This is a genomic window from Duganella sp. 3397 (genome assembly GCF_031456625.1).
Taxonomy (GTDB): domain Bacteria; phylum Pseudomonadota; class Gammaproteobacteria; order Burkholderiales; family Burkholderiaceae_D; genus Rugamonas; species Rugamonas phyllosphaerae.
In genome coordinates this window covers 676,230-694,210 of the sequence record NZ_JAVDVB010000004.1, presented here as the reverse complement: position 1 = coordinate 694,210, position 17,981 = coordinate 676,230, and the positions used below count along the sequence as shown (strand labels likewise).

The following is a 17,981-nucleotide window of genomic DNA, read 5'->3' as shown; positions in this document are numbered from 1 at the left end:
CCTCCATGCTTTGGGTCATGCTGCCATGCACCAAAGTACTCCAGTGCCGTCAAAAACGCAAACGAATCCGGACCATGGAAATGCCGCCAAAGCCAGTCTTGATTCATCAACAGATGATTTTGGTCAAAGAAAAAGCCGCCCGAAGGCGGCTTTCTTGACCGGCAGACGCGTGATTACGCTTCGCGCGATGCCTTTTTACGCTCGTGCTCTTTCAGGAAGCGCTTGCGCAGGCGGATCGATTTCGGGGTGATTTCCACCAGTTCGTCATCGTCGATGAACTCGACTGCGTATTCCAGCGACATCTGGATCGGCGGCACCAGGCGCACGGCTTCGTCGGTACCCGACGAACGCACGTTGGTCAGCTGCTTGCCCTTGATCGGGTTAACCACCAGGTCGTTGTCGCGCGAGTGGATACCGATGATCATGCCTTCGTACACCGGGTCGTTGTGGACCACGAACATGCGGCCGCGATCTTGCAGTTTCCAGATAGCGTAGGCAACGGCAGCGCCGTCATCCTGCGAAATCAGCACGCCGTTGCGACGGCCGCCCAGCTCGCCCTTGGTGTTGTCCACCGGAGCGTAAGCGTCGAACACGTGGCTCATCAGGCCGGTACCACGGGTCAGGGTCATGAATTCGCCCTGGAAGCCGATCAGGCCACGTGCTGGAATACGGTATTCCAGGCGCACACGACCTTTGCCGTCCGATTCCATGTTCTGCAGGTCGCCACGACGACGGCCCAGTTCTTCCATCACGCCGCCCTGGTTGGCTTCTTCAACGTCAACCGACAGTTGTTCGAACGGCTCGTGGCGCACGCCATCGACCATTTTGAACACGACGCGTGGACGCGATACAGCCATCTCGAAACCTTCGCGACGCATGTTTTCGATCAGGATGGTCAGGTGCAGCTCGCCACGGCCCGATACTTCGAACGTGGTGTCGTCGTCGGTTGGCGCCACGCGCAGTGCGACGTTGGCTTTCAGTTCCTTGTCCAGGCGGTCGCGCAGTTGACGCGAGGTCACGAACTTGCCTTCGCGGCCAGCCAGCGGCGAGTTGTTGACCATGAAGTTCATGGTCAGGGTAGGCTCGTCGACGGTCAGCATCGGCAGCGCTTCCGGGGTGTCCGGTGCGCACACGGTCGAACCGATGCCGATGTCTTCGATACCGTTGATCAGCACGATGTCGCCGGCGACAGCGTCGTCAACCAGCACGCGCTCGAGGCCCTTGAAGTTCAGCACCTGGTTGATGCGGCCCTTGATCGGAGTGGCGCCTGGGCCATTCAGGACGATGACGTCCTGGCCGGTCTTGACGCGGCCACGGTTGATACGGCCGATACCGATTTTACCCACGTACGACGAGTAGTCGAGCGAGGTGATCTGCATTTGCAGCGGACCGTCCGGGTTGTCGTCACGTACTGGTACGTGTTGCAGGATGGCGTCGAACAGCGGCTTCATGTCGCCGTCGCGTACGTCTTCGGTCAGGCCGGCATAGCCGTTCAGACCGGAAGCGTAAACGATCGGGAAGTCCAGTTGTTCGTCGGTTGCGCCGAGCTTGTCGAACAGTTCGAAGGTCTGGTTGATCGCCCATTCAGGACGTGCACCTGGACGGTCGACCTTGTTGACGACGACGATAGGCTTGAGGCCCAGCGCCAGTGCCTTGCGGGTCACGAAGCGGGTCTGTGGCATCGGGCCTTCCTGGGCATCGATCAGCAGCAGGACCGAGTCAACCATCGACAGTACACGTTCCACTTCGCCGCCGAAGTCGGCGTGGCCTGGGGTGTCAACGATGTTGATGTGGGTGCCTTCGTACTCGACTGCGCAATTCTTGGACAGAATCGTGATGCCGCGCTCTTTTTCGAGATCGTTCGAGTCCATGACACGGTTATCGACCGCTTGGTTCTCGCGGAAGGTGCCGGACTGGCGGAGCAGTTGGTCAACCAGGGTGGTTTTACCGTGGTCAACGTGGGCGATGATTGCAATGTTGCGAATTGCGCGTTTAGTAGTGGACATAGTCGTATATTTTGCGGAGAAACTGCGGGGTACGTACAAAAAGCTGTACGGAAAGCCGGCTAGTATAGCATGTTGCGTTGCAACTCTATCGCCGGGATCTGTTTATTTTCAATGAGTTGCTTATACGTATCTCATTGAGGTGTGAAGGCAATCAACCGCTCGGGCGCCAGGATGCTGTATTCGCCAAGCATGGCCGTGCCCAGCAACTTGTCGCCCAGGTACACGCGGACCCTGCCCTCTTCGGCGGGCACCGTGACCGGTTCCTTGCCCAGCGCCAAGCGCTGGCCGTTGAGGAACCGTTTCGCCAGTTCGGCGTTCAGCTGTATGGCCGGAAAGCTGGCCAGCAGCGCATCGACCGGCGCCAGCAGGCTCAACGGCTCGGGGTGCGCGATCAGCGCGTCGAGCGTGATCATGTTCTCCATGGTCAACGGCCCCACCTGGGTGCGGCGCAGTGCATTTAAATGCGCGCCACAACCGAGTGCTGCGCCGATATCCTGGCCCAGCACGCGGATGTAGGTGCCCTTGCTGCACGTGACCGACAGCTTGAGCATCGGCGCCTCGTACGCGATCAGCTCCAGCTTGTGGATGGTGACGTTGCGCGCTTCGCGCTCGAGCGTGATGCCGGCGCGGGCGTATTCGTACAACGGCTTGCCGTCGCGCTTTAACGCCGAGTACATCGGCGGCACTTGCGCAATCGGCCCACGGAACTGTTCCAATACGGCGTGGATCTGTTCGAGCGTGACGTTGACGTCGCGGGTGTCGATGACTTCGCCTTCGGTGTCGCCGGTGTCGGTGGTCTGGCCCAGGTGCACCACGGTGTCGTAGGTTTTATCGGCTTCCAATAAATCCTGCGAGAACTTGGTCGCCTCGCCAAAGCACAGCGGCAGCAGGCCGGTGGCGAATGGATCGAGCGTGCCGGTGTGGCCGGCCTTCTTGGCGTTCAATACGCGCTTGGCCTTGATCAGCGCATCGTTGCTGGAAAAGCCGACCGGCTTGTCGAGCAAGAGCACGCCGTCGACCAGGTCGCGTACGCGTTTGACTTTGTTCTGATTCATTCGTCCTTGCCGTCTTCCACGCCGTCATCCAGCGAGCGGGTAGCGTTGGCCTGGTCGATCAGTGCCGACATGGCCATGCCGCGCGCCACCGACGTGTCGTGCACGAAGTGCAGCGCCGGCAGGGTGTGGATGTGCAGGCGCTTGCCCAGCATATTGCGCAGGTAGCCAGACGCCGCCTGCAGGCCGGCCAGGGTGTTCTTCACGGTCTCGGGATCGTCCTTGAGCATGGTGAAGTAGATCTTGGCGTGGGCGTAATCGGGGGTGATCTGCACTTCGGCCAGCGTGATCATGCCTACGCGGGGATCTTTCAATTCGAATGCGATCAGTTCCGACAGGTCTTTCTGGATTTGATCGGCCACGCGCAAGCCGCGCTGCGGGATGGTTTTACTGTGTTTTGCCATGATGATATTCCATAAACGGCAAAGTGGACGGGCCCCAAAAGCACCCGTCCACTTCACCTATTACTACATTGATCGCCTGTGAATTACAGGGTACGGGCGATTTCCTGCACTTCGAACACTTCCAGGGAGTCGCCCACCTGGATGTCGTTGTAGTTCTTCAGCGACAGGCCGCATTCCAGGCCGGCGCGTACTTCTTTCGCATCGTCCTTGAAGCGCTTGAGCGAGTCGATTTCGCCAGTCCACACCACGATGTTGTTGCGCAGCAGGCGCACCGACGACGAACGCTTGACCACACCATCGGTGACCAGGCAACCGGCAACGGCGCCGACTTTCGAGACCAGGATAACCTGGCGAATCTCGACCTGGCCGGTAACGGTTTCGCGTTTTTCCGGTGCCAGCATGCCCGACAACGCCGATTTGATCTCGTCGATCGCATCGTAAATGATGTTGTAGTAGCGAATGTCCACACCATTGGACTCGGCCAGCTTGCGGGCCTGGGCGTCGGCACGGGCGTTGAAGCCGATGATGACGGCCTTCGAGGCCACTGCCAGGTTGACGTCCGATTCCGTGATGCCACCGACGGCTGCGTGGACAACTTGTACGCGCACTTCGGAGGTGGACAGTTTCTGCAACGACGACACCAGCGCTTCTTGCGAACCTTGCACGTCGGTCTTGATGATCAACGGCAGGTTTTTGACTTCGCCTTCGGCCATCTGGTCGAACATGTTTTCCAGCTTCGCGGCTTGCTGCTTGGCCAGTTTCACGTCGCGGAACTTACCTTGACGGAACAGACCAATTTCACGCGCCTTGCGCTCGTCGGCCATGACCATGACTTCTTCACCGGCTTGCGGCACTTCGGTCAGGCCCTGGATTTCGACCGGGATCGATGGACCAGCTTCGGTGATCGGCTTGCCGTTTTCGTCCAGCATGGCGCGCACGCGGCCGAACGAGGAACCAGCCAAAATCACGTCGCCGCGACGCAGCGTACCGGACTGCACCAGGATGGTGGCAACCGGGCCCTTGCCCTTGTCGAGGCGGCCTTCGACCACCAGGCCACGGGCCGGCGCATCGATCGGTGCTTTCAGTTCCAGTACCTCGGCCTGCAGCAGCACTTGCTCGAGCAGCGCATCGATACCTTCACCGGTCTTGGCCGATACCGGCACGAATGGCGAATCGCCACCGTATTCTTCCGGCACCACGCTCTCGGCAACCAGCTCTTGCGTCACACGGTCAACGTTGCCGCCTGGTTTGTCGATCTTGTTGATCGCCACCACCAGTGGTACGCCAGCCGCTTTCGCGTGAGCGATCGCCTCTTTGGTTTGCGGCATCACGCCGTCGTCCGCCGCCACCACCAGGATGACGATGTCGGTGGCTTTCGCACCGCGGGCACGCATGGCCGTAAAGGCTTCGTGACCCGGGGTATCGAGGAAGGTGATCATGCCGCGTGGCGTATCGACGTGGTAAGCGCCGATGTGCTGGGTAATCCCGCCGGCTTCTCCCGACGCGACCTTGGCGCGACGGATGTAGTCCAGCAGCGAGGTTTTACCGTGGTCGACGTGACCCATGACGGTGACAACCGGTGCGCGTGGCTTGGACTCGAAGTGAGCGTGCTCACCCTGGTCGGCCAGGATCGCTTCCGGATCGTCTTCCTCGGCGGCGTGGGCTTTGTGGCCCATTTCTTCGACGACGATCATCGCGGTTTCCTGGTCCAGCACCTGGTTAATGGTGCACATCTGGCCCAGCTTCATCAGTTGCTTGATGACCTCGGACGCCTTGACCGACATCTTGTGGGCCAGTTCGGCCACGGTGATGGTTTCCGGTACGTGCACGTCTTTGACCACGGCTTCAGTCGGGGCCTGGAAGTTGGTTTCGCGGTCATCCGATTGCGAATGACGACGGCCACCCTTGCCACCGCGCCAGCTGTCGCGGCCGGTCGATGGGCCCGATGGGGCGCCACGGCCTTTGCCGCCGCCTGGAGCGCCGCGCTTCTTGTCGTCGGACCAGGTCGAGGCCACGTTGGCCGACTTGATCGATTTCTTGTCCGCTGGCTTCTTGTCGCCTGGCTTGTCGCCCGGCTTGGCGGTCGTGGCCGTGGTCGCTGGCTTGTGCAGCGTGCCTTCGGCAACTTTTGGCTTGACCGGGACCGGTACTGGTTCCGGTGCCTTGATGGCGCGACGCGGCGCGTTCATCATGGCCTTGATCTGGGCTACTTCATCGGCCACGGCCTTGCGTGCGCGGTCGGTGGCAGCAGCTTTTTCAGCGGCTTCCTTGGCGGCAGCGTCAAGCTTCTTCTTGGCTTCTTCGGCAGCAGCTTTCTTTTGCGCGTCGGCAGCAGCAGCGGCAGCGGCCGCAGCGGCGCTGGCAGCAGCATCGGTTGCGCTAGCGCTGGCATTGGCGTTGCTGTTGGCGGCGTTCAGGGCCGAAGCGGCAGCCTTGGCGGCAGCTTGCTCGGCATCGCGCTTGGCTTCCGCGTCGGCTTCCTTCTTGGCGCGGGCTTCGGCGTCGGCGGTTGCTTTCGCTTGCGCTTCCTTCTCGGCGTCGAGCTTGGCCAGATGCTCCTGCTTCTCGCGCAGGTCGGCTTCCTGACGTGCAATCAGTTCGGCTTGCTTGCGCACTTCTTCTTCGCGACGAGCGACTTCAGCCGGATCGATCACTGGCGCCACGGGGGCGGCAGGAGCGGTCGTGACCGGTTCGTCGCGCTGGACGAAGGTACGCGTTTTCTTGACGGCGACCTGGATCGTGCGGGCCTTGCCATTGGCGTCGGCCTGCTTGATTTCAGTCGTTTCCTTGCGCGTCAGCGTGATTTTCTTCTTTTCCACGTCGGCTGCAGCGCCGTGGGTGCGACGCAGATGATCGAGCAGCTTATCCTTATCATCTTTCGACAATGGATCTGACGTCGAACTTTTTTCGACGCCGGCAGAACGCAGCTGCGTCAGCAGCAAGTCTGCAGGCATCTTCAGTTCGGTGGCAAATTGGGCTACGTTGTTACTCGCCATTCAGTCCTCTTTTCTATGTGTCGCGGAGATGATAAAGATACTCAAATTAAGCCTTTGCCGATTCTGCCAGGGTCCAGGCCTTCGCTTGCAGGCCCTTCGCTCGGTCGTCGTACTTCGAATCGACCAGTTTCATCTCATCGTCGGTCACATCTTCAAATTCATTCGAAATCAGCGCGCGGGCACGGTCGGACGAGAAGGCCAGAATGGCGCCAAATTCGTCGTAGGCCAGGCCTGCAAATGCTTCAACAGTCTTGATACCTGCCAGGCCCAGCTTACCGGCGGTGATGCGGTCCATGCCTTCCAGACCGACCAGTGCCTCTTCCATGCCTTCCAGGCCTTCTTCCGAAGCAATCGCTTCGGTCACCAGGGCGTCACGGGCACGGGTACGCAGTTCGTTGACGGTATCTTCGTCAAACGATTCGATTTCCAGCATTTCGGAGATCGGCACGTAAGCGATTTCTTCCAGGCTGGCAAAGCCCTCTTCTACCAGGATGTCGGCGACTTCCTGGTCAACGTCCAGTTTTTCCATGAACAGTGCACGCACTGCCGCGGTTTCCTGGGCTGCCTTGTCGGCCGATTCCTCGGCCGTCATGATGTTGATCTTCCAGCCGGTCAGATCGGACGCCAGGCGTACGTTCTGGCCCGAGCGGCCGATGGCGATGGCGAGGTTTTCCTCGTCCACGACCACGTCCATGGCGTGTTTTTCTTCATCGACCATGATCGACGAAACATTGGCCGGCGCCAGCGCGCCGATCACGAACTGGGCCGGATCTTCGGACCACAGCACGATGTCCACGCGCTCGCCACCGAGCTCGCCGGTAACGGCCTGGACGCGCGAACCGCGCATGCCGACGCAAGTACCGATCGGGTCGATGCGCTTGTCAGCGGTGTACACGGCGATCTTGGCGCGCACGCCGGCGTCGCGGGCAGCCGATTTAATTTCCAGCATGCCTTGTTCGATTTCCGGCACTTCCAGCTCGAACAGCTTGGCGATGAAGTCAGGCGCGGTGCGCGACAGGATCACTTGCGGGCCGCGCATATTGCGGTCCACGCGCAGGATGAAAGCACGTACGCGGTCGCCGATACGCAGATTTTCCTTCGGGATCATCTGGTCGCGCGGCAGGCGGGCTTCGATCTTGCCGGACTCGACGATTGCATCGCCGCGTTCCATGCGCTTGATGGTGCCGGTCACGAGCGAGTCGCCACGCTCGAGGAAGTCGGCCAGGATCTGTTCGCGCTCGGCGTCACGCACGCGCTGCAGCACAACTTGCTTGGTGTCTTGCGCAAAGCGGCGGCCGAATTCCACGGATTCGATCGGCTCTTCGATGTGGTCATCCACTTCGATGTCGGCGATTTGTTCCTTGGCTTCGAAGTGCAGGATTTCCTGGTCCGGCAGTTGCAGGCCGGCTTCATCGGGTACCACGTGCCAGCGGCGGAACGATTCGAATTCGCCCGACTCGCGGTCGATCGAAACGCGGATGTCTACTTCACCCTCATACCGTTTCTTCGTGGCTTGCGCCAATGCGAATTCGAGGGCGCCGAAAACGACATCCTTATCGACGTTCTTTTCACGCGCCAGCGCGTCTACCAATAACAAAACTTCGCGACTCATGCTTTGCGTCCCTTAAAAACCACCTGCGGCACCAAGCGTGCCTTATCCATATCGGCGAGCGTAAACTCCAACAGCGCCGGACCATCATTGCTTTCAAATTCCAACGACAAATTCTCGCCCTGGGGCTCTTGCAAGATCCCCTGGAACGATTTACGGTTGTTCGTACCCGGCATTGCGGTGCGCAGTTTGACGATTGCTTCGCAACCGGCAAAACGCACGAAGTCTTCCAGCTTGCGCACCGGGCGATCGAGCCCTGGCGACGAAATCTCGAGACGCTCGTAACTCACGTTCTCGACCGTCAGCACGTGCGACAGCTGGTGACTGACCGTGGCGCAATCTTCCACGGTAATCGGACCTTTTTCTTCAGCGTCGGCCGCGGTGAAATCGATAAACACGCGCAGCACTCCGCGCTCGGCCCGTTCGACATCAACCAGCTCATAGCCCAGACCGGTGACGGTCGTTTCAATTAACTGCGGCAGCTGCAAGAAATTCTCCAGATTAAGGCCTGTTTCCTCGCTTTCAGAAAGCGTGGTGACAAACCCGTTCAACAAAAAAAAAATGGGCAAGTGCCCATCTTCCAGTAATACCAACCCGAGCAAAGGTTTCCTGCGGTTTTATCCGGACAAGAACTTTTACCAGGCTGGTTATTATAACCTTATTCGGTCGGCGCTGCAATCAGCGCACGCGGGAAAACCGCCCTACTGCGGCACTACAACAGCCAAAATAAGGCTTTTGCGGGTAAAAACAACCCCGCAGCGAACGCGGGTTTAACCCTTGCGACGACGCGGCATGCCGTGATCGCTGGCGCCGCCACGCGGCTGCTGCTGGCCACGACGCGGCGCACCGCTGCTGTTACCGAAACCGAACGTGGTTTGCAGCGGATCGGGTTGGCGCGGACCTTTGCCGGCCGGCTTGGCCTGCTGACCACGACCCTGGCCTTGACCACCCTGGCCGCCCTGCCCTTGCGGACGCGGACCACCGGCACGGGCCGGCGCGGCATCGCCGAGCGGACGACCGCCGGCATACGCACCGATACCCTGCGGACGACCACCCGGGCGGCTCGAACCCTGGGCGCCACCGGCACGGCCATTGCCGCCACCCGAGCGTCCACCCTGGCCGCCCTGACCACCTTGACCGCCGCCCTGGCCGCCGAAGCCACCCTGGCCGCCTGCGGCCCGACCTTGCCCGCCACCGTTCGGACGACCCTGACCGCCACCGAAGCCGCCCTGACCACGGCCCTGGCCGCGTGGCGGCTTGGCGAATGGCAGCGCGTTGTCATTGCTGACGTCGGCACGGTTGAAGTTCGGTTCGTCGATATCGTCCTCGTCGTCGTCATCGCGGTCGTCGTATTCCGCACGGCCACGCTGCGGACGTTTTTCCGGACCCTTGTTCTGGGCCGGCTTGGCCGCCTGCGGCCCCTTGCCGGTACGCGCTGGTGCGGAAGCAGCGGCAACACCATCGGCGCCGCCCTTTTTCTCGACGCCGTACACGGCCAGCATGTCGCGCACCTGGTTTTCTTCCAGCTCTTCCCAGCGGCCACGTTTCAGGCTGCTCGGAAGGGTCATGGCACCGTAGCGGGTACGGATCAGGCGCGAGACGGTCAGGCCGATCGCTTCGAACATGCGGCGCACTTCGCGGTTACGGCCTTCGCCGATGATCACGCGGTACCACTTGTTGATGCCCTCGCCGCCACCGTCGGCAATTTTCGAGAACTGCGCCAGGCCGTCTTCGAGCTCGACGCCAGCCAGCAGCTTTTGACGCATGCCTTCTTCCAGCACGCCCAGGGTGCGCACCGCGTATTCACGATCGATGCCGTAGCGCGGGTGCATCAGGCGGTTGGCCAGGTCACCGGAGGTGGTGAACAGCAGCAGGCCTTCGGTGTTGAAGTCGAGGCGGCCGACGGCCAGCCACTTGCCGGCTTTCATGGTCGGCAGGCGCGAGAACACCGATGGACGGCCTTCCGGATCGTCGGTCGAGACAATTTCGCCGGCCGGCTTGTGGTACACCAGCACGCGTGGCGGCTTCTTGCTCACGCGGCGCTGGATCAGCTTGCCGTTGATGCGGACTGCGTCGGTCGGCAGGATGCGCTGGCCGATGTGGGCTGGCTCGCCGTTGACCGACACGCGGCCGGCGACGATCAGGTCTTCCATGTCGCGGCGCGAACCGAGACCGGCTTCGGCCAGCACCTTGTGCAGCTTCGGTGCGTCGTCGTCGGCGGTCAGGTCGCGGCGCGCAGCTTTTTGCGGCTGGCGGCCACGGCCACCTTCTTCGCTGTCGAAAGCGTCGGACGTGACGAACGAGAACACGGCGTCGGCGTCGCTCGGCTTGTCGCCGGGCTGGCCACGGCCTTTGCCGTTCTTGCCTTTGGCGTTCTTGCCGTTACGGCCATTCTGTGGCTGGCCGGCCTGGCGGCCGTTGCGCTGGCCGCGCTCGTTCGGCTGGCGTGCGTCGCCTTCGACGGCTGCAACGCCCTCGGCGCCTTCGACCGGTGCGGCAGCTTCCACCGCTGGCTCGACCTTCGGCATCAGCGCTTCGCGCACGGCGCGCTGTTCGCGCATCTGGCGCGGGCCGCGCGGACGCTGGCCACGGTCGATGCGCGGAACGCCATCGGCTGGCGCGGCATCGCCGGCGGCAGCAACTACCGCAGCTTCAGCGGCTGGCGCATCGGTCGATTCGACCGCTGCGGCAGTGGCAGCGGCCTTGCGGCCACGCGGCGCGCGGGCCGGCTTGGCAGGGGCATCGGCAGAAACAGCAACGCCGGCGGCGCGTTCGGCTGCTGGCGCAGCAACAGCTGGTGCAGCAGCAGCAGTGCCAGGGGCAGAGGCGGCCGCCACATCACCGGCAACCTTGGCAGCCGGCTTGGCGCGCGGCTTTTTCACGGCGGCAGGCGCGTCGGCGGCAACCGCCGCGACGGCTGCTGGCGCCGGGGCTGCTGGGGCTGGGGCTGGCGCTGGGGCTGCTGGTGCCGGGGCTGCTGCGGCGGCTACCGGCGCATCGGCCTTGGCCTTGCGCTTCGGCTTGGCCGCTGGCGCGGCGGCGTCCGCCACTGCTGCGGCGGCAGCTGCAGGCGCCGCATCGGCAACACCGCCGGCTTCCGCTGCGATCTGGGCCTTGGTACGGCGCTTGGGCTTGGCGACCGCTACTTCGGCGGCGTCGTTGACTGTCTCTGGGGATTTAGGTTTGTTCATTATTCGTTTCTTGCTTGTGCTCGTCGACCGTGACATCGGGACGATGCACAGGATCTTGATTAACTTCTTGGCCGGAGTCCGGGCTAGTCGCGGCTGCTGTAGCCACCGGCACCACCGTGCCATCGTCTGCTTGCGCGGCACGGTCATCGTGCGCGGCTTTTTCAAAGTTCTGTTGCAAGGCCGCTTCCAGCGCGGCCATATCGGGACCACCGCCCTGCGTTTCGCTCATTTGCTGCAACGGCGGCAACTGCGACAGCGAATTCAGTCCCAGGTCGTCGAGGAACTGGCGCGTAGTGCCCAGCAACGACGGTCGGCCCACCACGTCGCGGTGGCCCACCACGTCGACCCAACCACGGTCTTCCAGCATCTTGATCGTTTGCGAGTTCACGGCAACGCCGCGGATTTCCTCGATATCGCCACGCGTGACAGGCTGGCGGTAGGCGATGATGGCCAGCGTTTCCAGCGTGGCCCGCGAGTAGCGCGGCGGCTTTTCGGGGCTCAGGCGGTCGAGATAGTGCTTCATCTCGGGCCGACTCTGGAAGCGCCAGCCACTCGACAGGCTGACCACTTCCACGCCCTTGCCGGCCCAATCTCCGGCCAGCTCTTCCAGCAATTGCCTGATCTGTTCGGCGCCGACCACGGCGTCGTTTGGGCCCGGCGGTTGCTCGTCGTCGACAAACAGTTTTTTCAGACTGTGGAGGGTCAACGGCTCACGGGCGCACAGCAAGGCGGTTTCGAGGACTTTTTTGGCCTCAGCATTATCCATAGCAATCTTATGGCTGCATGCTCTACACATGCACAGAATGACATCAATTACATTCAGTGAGTCGTTGAGGAAGGCGCCGCATCCATGATGCCGCCTGCCGGAGTAGTCGCTGAAGCTGTTTTTCCGACGCCGAAGCGAGTCGCCTGGCGGGAGAGAGAGAATTGCCGCGACCGCCGAAGCGATCGCATTTACATGAAACACCAGCATCTCGGCGCCGTTTTCGAGCGAAAACAAGCATGACCTGTCCAGGAAGTTTCATCCAACGTTTGAATTGTACCTGATAAAACCACAAAACGCGCAGTCAGCGCAGCGAAATGTAACGTGACTTACACGGAGGCTAGCCTTTCGGACAAGATTGCAGAAACTCCAACGAAGGCCGGGTACTGCGCCGTGATCACCCAGGTAGGCACTTGCGCCAGGTACTGGAAGAAGCGGCCCTTGTGCTCGAAACGGTTGCGGAAGCCGGAGCGGTGAAAGCGGTCGCCGAGTTTCGGCACGATGCCGCCGCCGATATAAATACCGCCCTGCGCGCCCAGCGTGACCACCAGGTTGCTGGCGATGGTGCCGAGCATGCAGCAAAATACTTCGATCACCTCGTCGCACAGCGCGCACTCGCCGGACAGCGCGCGGCGCGAGATGTCGGCCGCAACCAGCGGCTGGGCCACCACGCCGTGCCGCTTTGCCAGCGCGCGGTAAATCAGTTCGATACCGGCGCCGGACATCAGGCGCTCGGCCGAGACGTGTTCGAATTCGGTCCACGCATATTGCAGGATTGCCACTTCAACCGGGTTGGCTGGCGAAAACGTCACGTGGCCGCCTTCGCTGAGCAAGGCAGTCCAGCCGTCCTTGCCGGGAATCAGGCCCGACACCCCGAGGCCGGTACCGGCGCCGATCAGGCCCAGCGGCGTGCCCGGCACGGCCGCGCCCCCGCCCACCTGGCGCTTCTGTTCGGATGACAGGAAGGGCAGCGCGCTGGCCAGCGCGGTGAAGTCGTTCACCACCAGCAAGGTGTCGAAAGCGACTTCGCAGCGCAGCGCCTCGATCGAGAACGCCCAGTGGTGATTGGTCATGCGCACCATGTCGCCGATCACCGGGTTGGCAATCGCAATCGCGCCGTGGCGGATGCTGCCCGGCTCCACCCCGGTGACCTCTGCCACCAGGGGCGAGCCCAGGTAGGACAACAGGGCCGCAGCCAGGGTTGGGTAGTCGGCGCATGGCAGCACGTCGATCGCCACGATCTGGCCCGGGGCGGTTTCCAGTGCGAAGCGCGCATTGGTGCCGCCGACATCGGCCAGCAGACGCGGCCCACCTGGGAAATCGTTGATCGGAGAGGATGGCGATGAGGTAGCTGTCATGGTCGGCGAAAAATAGTTGAAGCCTAAGCTTAAGGTATTTTTACCAAGACTGGCAAGAAATTTGTAGTTTTAGTACAGTGAGGCGTGTAACTCCCGGGCCTACCCCATTTTTTGCTCGTAGTATGACTACCCCAGCCTATGCCGTTGCGGCGTGCTCATCGACCACCGGCCGTACGCCGAACGCCGCGTTCCAGGCGTCTAGTCCGCCGTGCAGCGGACGCGCCAGGGTGAAGCCATGCTGCTTGAGCTCCTTGGCGACCTGGGCAGCGGTCACATCGTTGGGGCAGCTGCAGTAGACGATCACGTGGCGGTCGCGGTCCACCGCGATCAGCTCCGGCGCTGGCTGGCCGCCGTTGAACAGCAAGGCGCCAGGCACCGCCGGCTCCAGCAACTGCGCCGTGACGCTGCGGGCATCGACCAGCACGGGCGCAGCGCCCTGTTCGAGCAGCTGCTTGATTTCGTCGATGGTCACGCGGTCGATCTGCACCGACTGGCGGAAGCGCTTGCGCTCGAGGTACTTGTAGCCGATAAACAGCGCCAGCAAGATCAGCAGCACGGCCAGCGCGGTACTGCCCATGGTGCTGAGCGCAGTGAGCACGGTATCGATACTGGCGTGGAAGAAGGCGCCGATGGCAATCCCGGTGCCGGCCCACAAGATGGCGCCGAGCATGCTGTAACCGACAAAAGTGCGGCTGTGCACGCCCATCGCGCCTGACAGCGGTGCGGCGATGGTATTAAAACCGGGAATGAACTTGGAGACGATCAGCATGCGCGGACCCCAGCGCGTAAAACTGTCCTCGGTCTGGCTTACGCAATAATCGGGCGACAGCGAAATGCGGCACAGCAGCTTGAGGATGCGCTTGCCGTACATGCGCCCCATGCGGAACCAGAAGCCGTCGCTGAGCATGCACGCGCACACGGCTACCGCCAGCACGGCGGGCCAGCTGAAATCGCCATCGACGGACAAGGCACCGGCGACGATCAGGACGGGATAGGCGGGAATTGGCAGGCCGATCTGTTCGATCAGCACGATCGCAAACACGATCAGCACGCCATATTCCTGCAGCAGGTGGATAAAGTTCGGCATACGGATATCTTAACGTAAAAACCGCATGCCCACGCCGTGGCAATCGCGTTGCACCATCCCCTGCGCAAAACGAACATTCGCTGCCACAAACGCGCTTTTGTCGTCAAACCGTCACAGAAGTGGCGATGGTTACAGTTTATTTTTGATCAGATTTTGGGCTTTTTCCATATTTTACACCGTTGACTTTTTGATATATGAAATATGGCTTTACAAGCATCTTTGCCGACGTTATTTGCATTTAGCGCGACGATCTGGTCGGCCATGTCCGCCGCCCTGCCTTGTTGCAGACGTCGGCAACAGCATCTGCTGCCCCGCCCGGTAAATATTGGTCACATTGACACAGGTACTGCTGGAATGTTTTTATAAAAAGCAGGGAGGCCAAGACGCCCCTGCCAAGCCGTTCAACCAGCATAGCCAGTTCAGTGGAGAGTTTCAGCATGATGATGGAAAGAGTATTGTCCCGTTCGGTTCGCCTGATGTTCTCGGGCAGCGTTGCCGCAGCCAGCCTGCTGGCCGTGCCAGCCATGGCGCAAAACACCCAGGACCAGTCGGCCGCGCCGATCCAGCGGGTGGAGATCACCGGTTCCAGCATCAAGCGCGCCAGCGCCGAGACGGCATCGCCGGTGCAAGTCATCAGCCGCGACGACCTGATGAAATCGGGCAAGGGCACGGTAGCCGAATACCTGCAAACCCTGACCGCCGACGGCGCCGGCTCGCTGCCGACCGGCTTCGGCAACGGTTTCGCCGCCGGCTCCACCGCGATTTCGCTGCGCGGCCTGGGCGCGACATCGACCCTGGTGCTGCTCAATGGCCGTCGCATGGCGCCGTTCGCCCGTGCCGACGATGGTCAGAAAAGCTTTACCGACCTGTCCACCGTGCCGATGCAGATCGTCGAGCGGATCGAGATCCTGAAGGACGGCGCTTCGTCCACCTACGGCGCCGATGCGATTGCCGGCGTGGTCAACATCATCCTGCGCAAGGACTTCGAGGGCCTGCAACTGAAAGCCGACACCGGTTTCTCGCGCTACAGCGATGCCAAGCAGAACAAGGCCGCCGTTACCTGGGGCAAGGGCAATCTCGATGAAGACAAGTTCAACGTCGTCTTCAACGCCGAATATTTCCAGTCCGACAGCCTGAAAAACAGCGACCGCAAGGACCGCGCCTATATTGGCAAATCCGACCTGCGCGCCTATGGCTACCCGGTAGGCACCCAGTTTGCCGCCGGCTACATCGCTGGCAACAACACTGCCAGCCCGAGCCCGACCGGTTCGATCCGTAACCCGCTGACCAACGACTACGTCTCCCTGCCAGGCTGCTCGACGCTGTCGGCCACCACCGACCAGACCGGTTCGGGCGGTGGTTGCCTGTGGCATAACGACCAGTTCCGCGACATGCAGCCGGAAATCGAGTCGATCAACCTGTACACGCGCGGCACCTGGCAGATCAATGACGACACCCAGGCTTACGCCGAACTGGGCTACTCGAAGCGCGACACGTCGTTCATGATGATTCCACCATCGGTGACCCCGACCGTGGCATTCCCGCCCAACGCCACCACGCCACAGGGCTTCATCAACTACGGCAACCTGCCGCTGCTGGCCGCTACCCATCCGCAGAACCCGTACGGCGTGGCCACCCGCCTGCGCTACTCGGCGTTCGACGTCGGCCCGAGCACCCGCAGCGCCAACAACACTTTCAAGCGCGCGGTCATCGGCCTCAAGGGTTCGGCCATGGGCTGGGATTACGACACCGGCATTACCCACTCCGAGTCGGCACTGGACCTGGGCTACAGCAATATGCTGAACATGAACGTGCTGCGTGCGGCCCTGAGCGACCGTACCTCGCAGTACTTCCCGTACTACATCGGCGACCAGGCCTTCCGCAATCCGGCGTCGCTGTATGCGGCATTGCGCGTGAACGCCGGCTCGCACTCGACCACCAAGCTCGACATCGTCGACTTCAAGGCATCGCGTGAACTGTTCGAGCTGCCAGGCGGCAAAATGGGCCTGGCGCTGGGCGGTGAATACCGCAAAGAGCAATTGTCCAACCCGTCGCTGGCCGGTTCCGAAAACGGTTCGATCAACTCGAGCTACGTGGCCGCCTTCGGCGACTCCAAGGTCAAGGCCGTATTTGCCGAGATCCTGGCGCCGATCGTGAAAACCGTCGAGCTGTCGGCTGCGCTGCGCTACGACAAATACGACCGCTTCAGCTCGTCCACGCCAAAAGCCGGCATCAAGTGGACCCCGGTCAAGACCTTCGCCTTGCGCGGCACCTACACCGAGGGCTTCCGCGCTCCGGGCGCGGCCGAGAGCAACGTCGGTTCACAATCGACCGGCTCGGCACCAGTACGCGATCCGGTACGCTGCCCGGGCGGCGTGCCAGCTGCCGGCGGCGCCACCTCCACCGACTGCGCGATCACCATCGCCGCCGTCAAAGTGGGCGACCCCAACCTGAAGCCGGAAGAGTCGAAAGGCAAAACCCTGGGCCTGGTCTGGGATCCGCTGGAGGGCACCAGCCTGTCGCTGGACGCCTGGAAAATCAAGCGTACCAACGAAATCAACTCGCTGCCGTACGACCAGGCCGCAGCACTGCCAACGGCTGTACGTAACGATAACAACCTGGTCGTCAACGGCGCCGCCATTGCGAACACCGGCACCCTGGTGCTGACCCAGGCGCCTTACCGCAACTCCAGCTTCACGGAAGTGTCGGGTGTGGACCTGGACGTCAAACAGCGCCTGCGCCTGGGCGAGTACGGCCGTGCAGTGATCGGCCTGAACTGGACCCACGTGGCGTCGTGGGTACGCAGCGAGTCGGCTACCGTGCGTTACCAGTACGCTGGCACCCACGGCAACTGCGACACCTCGAACTGCGCCGGTACGCCTAAAAACAAGATCAACCTCAATGCATCGTGGGATCTGGGCGACCTGAACGTAACCGGCAACGTCAACTTCCGCAGCAAGATGGACAACACCGCGTACGCCGGCGCACTGTGCGCAAGCACCTTCACCGCCGCTTTCGGCGGTGGCAACGCGCCAAACGCCAAGTGCGAAATCTCGTCGTTCACCACGCTGGACCTGTCGACCCGCTACAACATCAGCAAGCAGCTGACCCTGTTCGCGTCGATGAACAATGTGTTCGACAAGCTGGCGCCACTCGATCCGCAAACTTACGGCGCCATGAGCTACAACCCGATGGACGCTTCCGGCGCCATCGGCCGCTACATGAAACTGGGCGCGAGCTACAAGTTTTTCTAAGCATCTGACGATGTAATACAACAAAGCCGGGCCTGCTTGACAAGCAGCCCGGCTTTTTCAACTTTACTAATTGCAATAATGATTCCCTGAGGCTAGCATATTGATTTTTAAATAATCAGGAACATCACCATGTACCAGGGTCGGAACAATGCGGTTTGGACGGGCGGCTTGCTCGCAACTTTAATTCTTGCGGGTTGTGGCGGCGGCGGTAGTGACTCGGTAACGCCAGCACCGGCCCCTGCCACGCCTGCTGCGCCTACC

11 protein-coding genes are annotated in these 17,981 nt (G+C 61.7%); 1 reads left to right on the top strand and 10 read right to left on the bottom strand.

Annotation, left to right across the window (positions count from 1 at the left end; all coding sequences use genetic code 11):
* Positions 1-173 precede the first annotated feature (173 nt).
* The 10 genes from typA to J2X54_RS15750 form a co-directional block, all read right to left on the bottom strand.
* Positions 174-2,006 carry a translational GTPase TypA gene (gene typA / locus J2X54_RS15795; RefSeq protein WP_070252185.1) on the bottom strand — a complete coding sequence of 611 codons (1,833 nt, stop codon included), beginning with the start codon at positions 2,004-2,006 and terminating at the stop codon, positions 174-176.
* Between the two features lie 131 nt (positions 2,007-2,137).
* Positions 2,138-3,061, bottom strand: a complete 924-nt coding sequence (truB, locus tag J2X54_RS15790) for a tRNA pseudouridine(55) synthase TruB (RefSeq protein WP_070252183.1) — start codon at positions 3,059-3,061, stop codon at positions 2,138-2,140.
* The gene (rbfA, locus tag J2X54_RS15785) at positions 3,058-3,462 is read right to left on the bottom strand and encodes a 30S ribosome-binding factor RbfA (RefSeq protein WP_070252181.1); all 405 of its coding nucleotides are present in this window, start codon (positions 3,460-3,462) and stop codon (positions 3,058-3,060) included. Before rbfA ends, truB begins: the two co-directional genes overlap by 4 nt.
* Positions 3,463-3,545: 83 nt before the next feature.
* Positions 3,546-6,458: a translation initiation factor IF-2 gene (gene infB / locus J2X54_RS15780; protein WP_310181902.1), complete on the bottom strand. Its 2,913-nt coding sequence runs from the start codon at positions 6,456-6,458 to the stop codon at positions 3,546-3,548.
* Between the two features lie 46 nt (positions 6,459-6,504).
* On the bottom strand, positions 6,505-8,070 hold the full coding sequence (nusA, locus tag J2X54_RS15775; RefSeq protein ID WP_070252177.1) for a transcription termination factor NusA: 1,566 nt from the start codon (positions 8,068-8,070) through the stop codon (positions 6,505-6,507).
* The gene (rimP, locus tag J2X54_RS15770; protein ID WP_019921609.1) at positions 8,067-8,555 is read right to left on the bottom strand and encodes a ribosome maturation factor RimP; all 489 of its coding nucleotides are present in this window, start codon (positions 8,553-8,555) and stop codon (positions 8,067-8,069) included. The genes nusA and rimP overlap by 4 nt, the downstream gene beginning before the upstream one ends.
* A 282-nt stretch (positions 8,556-8,837) precedes the next feature.
* Positions 8,838-11,258: a pseudouridine synthase gene (locus J2X54_RS15765; RefSeq protein ID WP_310181898.1), complete on the bottom strand. Its 2,421-nt coding sequence runs from the start codon at positions 11,256-11,258 to the stop codon at positions 8,838-8,840.
* Positions 11,245-12,024, bottom strand: coding sequence for an SMC-Scp complex subunit ScpB (gene scpB, locus J2X54_RS15760; RefSeq protein ID WP_310181896.1), 780 nt, complete (start codon positions 12,022-12,024; stop codon positions 11,245-11,247). The genes J2X54_RS15765 and scpB overlap by 14 nt, the downstream gene beginning before the upstream one ends.
* A 326-nt stretch (positions 12,025-12,350) precedes the next feature.
* Entirely contained in the window at positions 12,351-13,379 is a 1,029-nt protein-coding gene (locus J2X54_RS15755) for a glucokinase (protein WP_310181895.1), read from the bottom strand.
* Between the two features lie 136 nt (positions 13,380-13,515).
* Positions 13,516-14,466, bottom strand: coding sequence for a VTT domain-containing protein (locus J2X54_RS15750; RefSeq protein ID WP_310181893.1), 951 nt, complete (start codon positions 14,464-14,466; stop codon positions 13,516-13,518).
* Positions 14,467-14,921: 455 nt separating this feature from the next.
* On the opposite strand from J2X54_RS15750, the gene J2X54_RS15745 reads away from it, so the two are divergent.
* Positions 14,922-17,720 carry a TonB-dependent receptor gene (locus J2X54_RS15745; protein ID WP_310181889.1) on the top strand — a complete coding sequence of 933 codons (2,799 nt, stop codon included), beginning with the start codon at positions 14,922-14,924 and terminating at the stop codon, positions 17,718-17,720.
* Positions 17,721-17,981 lie beyond the last annotated feature (261 nt).